The organism is Rhodococcus sp. CX, assembly GCF_015865005.1.
Classification (GTDB): domain Bacteria; phylum Actinomycetota; class Actinomycetes; order Mycobacteriales; family Mycobacteriaceae; genus Rhodococcus.
Genome location: NZ_JADZGH010000055.1, coordinates 5,654 through 10,592 on the forward strand (window position 1 = coordinate 5,654; position 4,939 = coordinate 10,592).

A 4,939-nucleotide genomic window follows, 5' to 3' on the forward strand; every position below is an offset into this window, starting at 1 on the left:
GCGGAGGGTACGCAGGTACGCCTCGTAGGCGGTGGGATCGGGCAGTTCGCTGAGAACCCGAACAAGATCGGAGGTGTCGTGCAGCAGTGCGCCCGGACGCAGGGGGGTGCCATGCAGCCGGCTCAGCACGTTGCCGGTGAGCTTGACCGCGGGCAGGGCGCCGGGCAGCCGCAGCAGCTTGAGCACCTCGGCGAACACCGGCATCGAGACCAGACGCAGGACCGGATGCACGTCCTTGGTGACGCCGCCGGAGGAGACGAGGATGAGGCGGTCGACCATGTGCGGGAACTGGTAGGCGAACTGCATCGCGACGCCGCCGCCGAGCGAGTGCCCGATCACGGTGACCTTGTCGATGTCCAGGACCGACAGCAGATCGCGCATGCCGTTCGCGTACGCGGCGACCGAGTAGTCGGCGCGCGGCTTGTCGGAACGGCCGTGACCGAGCAGGTCGGGGGCGATGACGGTGTAGTTCTCCGCGAGGTGGGGGATCACCTCCTGCCACGTCGACGAGTTGTCACCGATCCCGTGGATCAGCAGCAGCGCGGGACCGCTCCCGGCGAGCCGGAAGGCGCGGCGGTAACCGTGGATCGTGCGGAAGACCAAACGCGGTTCGGAATCGGGAACCGGGCGGAGTTTCCGCGTGCGCGCTGTACCCATGAACGTCTCCTGACGACGTCGCGAGGATCCGGGGTCACGAGGACCGTCGGAAGGCCGGCCGGTGTTCCTACCGCCTGCCCACTCTTGCATGCTCGGTGAGCGTACCGACTGTATGTGGCCCGAACAACACGAAGAGTAACAGCAAAGTAACCGCGCGGTAATCGCCGCAGGTCCGACCGCTGCCGGACCGTAACTTCGCCTACGGCGTCGTGCCCGGATCGTCGTCTCGACGCTCGTACTCGGCCAGGAACCGCTCGAACTCCGCACCCAGTTCCTCGCCCGTCGGCAGGCTCTCGTCGGTGGGCAGGGGAGACGCCTGCTGCTCCTGCGCGGCCACGTAGCTGTCGTACTGACGTTCGAGCGCGCGGACCACCGTCTGGACCTCCTCGTTGTCGCCGATGTGCTCGTCGACCTGCTCGCGCACCCGCGCCGCGGCCTGACCGAGCGCCTCCAGCGGCAGCTTCAGATCCGCGACCTCCGCGACCTGCTCGAGCAACGTCTCGGCTGCGGCCGGGTAGTCCGTCTGCGCGAGATAGTGGGGAACGTGGACGGAGAACCCGACGGCCTCGTGCCCGTGCTGCGCCATCCGCAGCTCGAGCAGCGACGACGCCCCGGCCGGCACCCGCAGCTCGCCGGACCAGCGATGGTGGTCGGCGATCAGATCCTTGTTCGTCGAATGGGCCGTGACCCCCAGCGGGCGGGTGTGCGGGATCGCCATCGGAATCGCGTTGATCCCGATGGTCCGGCGCACCCCGAACTGCTCGGCCAGCAGCCGCACCGCGGTGATGAACCGCTCCCACTTCAGGTCCGGCTCCACGCCGGCGAGCAGCAGGAACGGAGTCCCGTCGGTGTCGACGAGCGCGTACAGGTTCAGCTCGGGCGCGGCGTAGTCCGAGAAGTGATCGGACTTGAACGTCATCAGCGGCCGGCGCGAGCGGTAGTCGATCAGCTCGTCGACTGCGAACGACGCGACCAGTTCGGTCTCGAGGCTCTCCCGCAGATGCGTCGTCGCCAGCCGCACCGCATGCCCGGCGTCGGCGAACCCTTCCAGTCCGTGCACGAGCACTGGACCCCGACCATCCGCCGACGTCAGGCGCGGAGCGGGGAACTCCAGCTCGTACATGCGGGACTGCTCGTCCATGCAAACACTCCGATCGTCTGAACCACCCGCGAGACCCGAAGGCACGCGACGTGGCATGGTGGACAACGAGTCTAGTTGAACCGGTGAACGGCTCATGCCCGGGCACGGGACCGGGTCGTCGAGCGTCGGAGGTCCCAGTGGCAGGGCACGATCGTCGAGAATCCCACTCGCGGGGCCGGTTCCGGCGCGCACGATCGGCGGCGGTCGCGGCACTGCCGGCGCTGCTCGTCGTCACCGCGTGCGCGACCACCGTCCCGGGTGCGCCCCTTCCGCAGGCGTCCTCGGTCGACGGTCTTGCGGCGACCGCACCGGCGACACAATCGTCACGGCCTCCGGCGGAGCTGCTGCTGCCCCCCGAGGAATTCCCCGAGCCCTACGTGGCCGTCGTCCTGCCACCGCAGGCCGTCGCACAGGCCGCCCCGGACCTGACCGGTGTCCCGGTCGGTGCCAAGGTGAACCCGCCGGGGTGCCTGCCACCCGCCCAGGACTACGGGCCGGACGGCACCGCCATGGTCGTGGGCACCGACAACGACCGGCGGGCCACCATCAGCGTCGAACTCGTCGCGGGCGCAGCCCCGCTCGAGAACCTGCGCACCTACCTCGCGGATTGCCCGGAGATCGACACCACCCACCGCGGGGCCACCGCGACCGTCACGACGGTGCCCGAATCCGCGCCGCCGTCCCCGGCGGCGGGGGTCGAGACCCTCGAGCTGTCCCGCACGGTGCGATCCGGGAGGGGAGACGACGCGGTCACCCAGTCGATGCGCACCCGCATCGCGCAGATCGGGGACCTCCGGCTGCTCGTGACCTACATGTCGTTCGGGGCCGACGATCCCGACCTCGACAACCTCGGCATCGTCTACGACGCCGCGGTCGCGCGAATCCTCGCGGGATGACTCGGCGCCGGTAGCCCGGCGCGCTATCAGCCGGGTCCGACAATCCCGGCTCCAGGGGTGCCTGATCACCGCGGCGCGGCGAAAGTTGTCCACAGGCGCCCGATCCATCCCCAGATTCCGCGATTCCCGTCGTCGGCCCGCCCGAGCGGCCCACGGATCGGGGAAGGTCGGCGCATGACCACATTCGCCTCGTCCTCCCGCCCGCTGCGGCTGACCGAACCCGGTGAACTGATCGCCGCGGTCCCCGCCCTGCTCGGGTTCACCCCGGCCCGCTCCGTGATCGTCGTGAGCCTGAGCCCGTCGCGCGACACCCCGGGCACCGCCGCGATCGGTGCCGTCATGCGGCACGACCTGCTGCTCCCGGACGGCGACGAACCGGTCCCCGAGCTGATGGGCGCGGCGTTCGCCCGCTTCGGCACGGTGTGTGCGCGTGACGGGGCCGAAGCGGTTCTCGTCGTCCTCGTCGACGCCCGGCTGGACCGGCCGGACAGCCCGGCGGTGGACCGTGCCCGCCGGGTCGTCGACGCCCTGATTGCGGAACTGGCGCACCACGGCATCGACGTGGCCGGGGTGCACGCGGTGCCGGAGATCGGCAGCGGAAGCGAATGGTTCGCCCTCGGCCGCGAGGCGCGACGCGGAACGGTGCCGGATCCGACCGCCTCTCCGGTCGCCGTCGCCCGCGTCTACGAGGGCGGCCTCATCCGGCGATCACGTACCGAGTTGGCGGAGGTCCTCGAACCGCTGCCGATGCCGGTGCGCAGTCGCGTCGCCGGGTACATCGACGAGGCGGTCGACTCCCGCGACCTGGCCTACGAATACGCGGTCCGGGCGGGTGGCCGCGACCACGCGGACCGGATGGAACTGGAAACGGTCCTGGACCGTATCGCCGATCACGACAACGGAATCGAGCCACTCGCGCCGGAGATGGCGGAACTCGCTGTGCTGCTGTCGAATCCGACGGTCCGCGACGCCGTGCTGGCGCTCGCGGCCGGCCCGTACGCGGATGCGGCCGAGCGTCTGTGGATCACGCTGACGCGGTCGCTGCCCGACCCCGAGCGCGCCGAGGCGGCCGCGCTCGTCGGATTCGGAGCGTACATCCGCGGAGACGGGCCCTTCGCCGGCGTCGCGCTCGGGGTGGCTCTCGAGGCGAACCCGCGGCACCGGCTGGCCGACCTGCTCGATCAGGCGTTGCAGGCGGGTCTGCGTCCGGAGACCGTGCGTGGTCTCGCCGATACGGGATTCGAGATCGCGGCGCGGCTCGGTGTCCCGCTACCGCCACCGGATCCCGCGGGGTGACCTCAGCGCCGCGCGGCGTGCGAGCGGTCGCCCAGATCGCGGAGGTAATCCCATGCGTCCGAGACGATTTCGTCGAGATCGGTGTGCTTGGGTTCCCATCCGAGTTCCTCGATGGCGCGGCGGCTCGACGCGACGAGCACGGCCGGATCGCCGGCGCGGCGCGGCGCGTCCACCGCGGGGATCTGCAGACCCGTGACGCGTTCGCAGGCCGAGATCACCTCGCGGACACTGAATCCCTCTCCGCTGCCGAGGTTGTAGATCGTGTGCGTGCCCGGCCGCGCCGAGTTCAGGGCCAGCAGATGCGCGTCGGCGAGGTCCTTGACGTGGATGTAGTCGCGGACCGCGGTGCCGTCCTTGGTGGGCCAGTCGGTGCCGAACACCGAGATGTGGTCGCGCTGCTTCAACGCCACCTGCAGCACGAGCGGAATGAGATGGGTTTCGACGACGCGGTTTTCGCCTGCGCCGTGATAGGCGCCGGCGACGTTGAAGTACCGCAGGCTCGTCGCGGCGAGGCCGTGTGCGTGCGCGTACGACGAAATCGCATGGTCGATCGCGAGTTTGGAGGCGCCGTACGGATTGGTGGGCCGGGTCGGCGCGTCCTCGGTGATCGGAACCTGTTCGGGCTCACCGTAAGTCGCGGCCGTCGACGAGAACACCAGTCGCGGCGTCCCGGACAGCCGGATGGCCTCGAGCAGTGCGAGTGTCGTCACGACATTGCCCTGCCAGTACTTCTCGGGAACCTCGACGGATTCGCCGACCAGCGACTGCGCGCCGAAGTGCAGCACCCCGTCGAACCGCGGCGTGTCCGCGCCCACGCCGAGAACCTCGGCGGCGACCTTCCCGATGTCGCCCTCGACGAACTCCGCGCCCGCCGGCACCGCGTCCGCGTTCCCGGTCGACAGGTCGTCGACGATCACCACCTCGTGACCCTGTTCGAGCAGGACGGTGC

The 4,939-nt window shown here is 70.3% G+C and carries 5 protein-coding genes; 2 read left to right on the top strand and 3 right to left on the bottom strand.

Annotated elements, in window-relative coordinates; translation table 11 throughout:
- Both I0Q12_RS05370 and I0Q12_RS05375 read right to left on the bottom strand, forming a co-directional pair.
- The coding region (locus I0Q12_RS05370; protein WP_231610060.1) for an alpha/beta fold hydrolase at positions 1 to 657 on the bottom strand (657 nt) is incomplete at its 3' end.
- 199 nt (positions 658 to 856) lie between these two features.
- Entirely contained in the window at positions 857 to 1,798 is a 942-nt protein-coding gene (locus tag I0Q12_RS05375; RefSeq protein ID WP_197250962.1) for a proteasome assembly chaperone family protein, read from the bottom strand.
- Between the two features lie 137 nt (positions 1,799 to 1,935).
- Between I0Q12_RS05375 and I0Q12_RS05380 the strand changes: the two genes are divergently transcribed.
- Together I0Q12_RS05380 and I0Q12_RS05385 are read left to right on the top strand one after the other, a co-directional pair.
- The gene (locus I0Q12_RS05380) at positions 1,936 to 2,694 is read left to right on the top strand and encodes a sensor domain-containing protein (RefSeq protein WP_248676607.1); all 759 of its coding nucleotides are present in this window, start codon (positions 1,936 to 1,938) and stop codon (positions 2,692 to 2,694) included.
- A 174-nt stretch (positions 2,695 to 2,868) separates the two neighbouring features.
- Positions 2,869 to 3,990 carry a DUF4192 domain-containing protein gene (locus I0Q12_RS05385; RefSeq protein WP_197250963.1) on the top strand — a complete coding sequence of 374 codons (1,122 nt, stop codon included), beginning with the start codon at positions 2,869 to 2,871 and terminating at the stop codon, positions 3,988 to 3,990.
- Between the two features lie 2 nt (positions 3,991 to 3,992).
- Here the strand turns inward: I0Q12_RS05385 and galE are convergent.
- Positions 3,993 to 4,939: UDP-glucose 4-epimerase GalE (gene galE, locus I0Q12_RS05390; RefSeq protein WP_197250964.1), on the bottom strand; the 947-nt coding region annotated here is incomplete at its 5' end.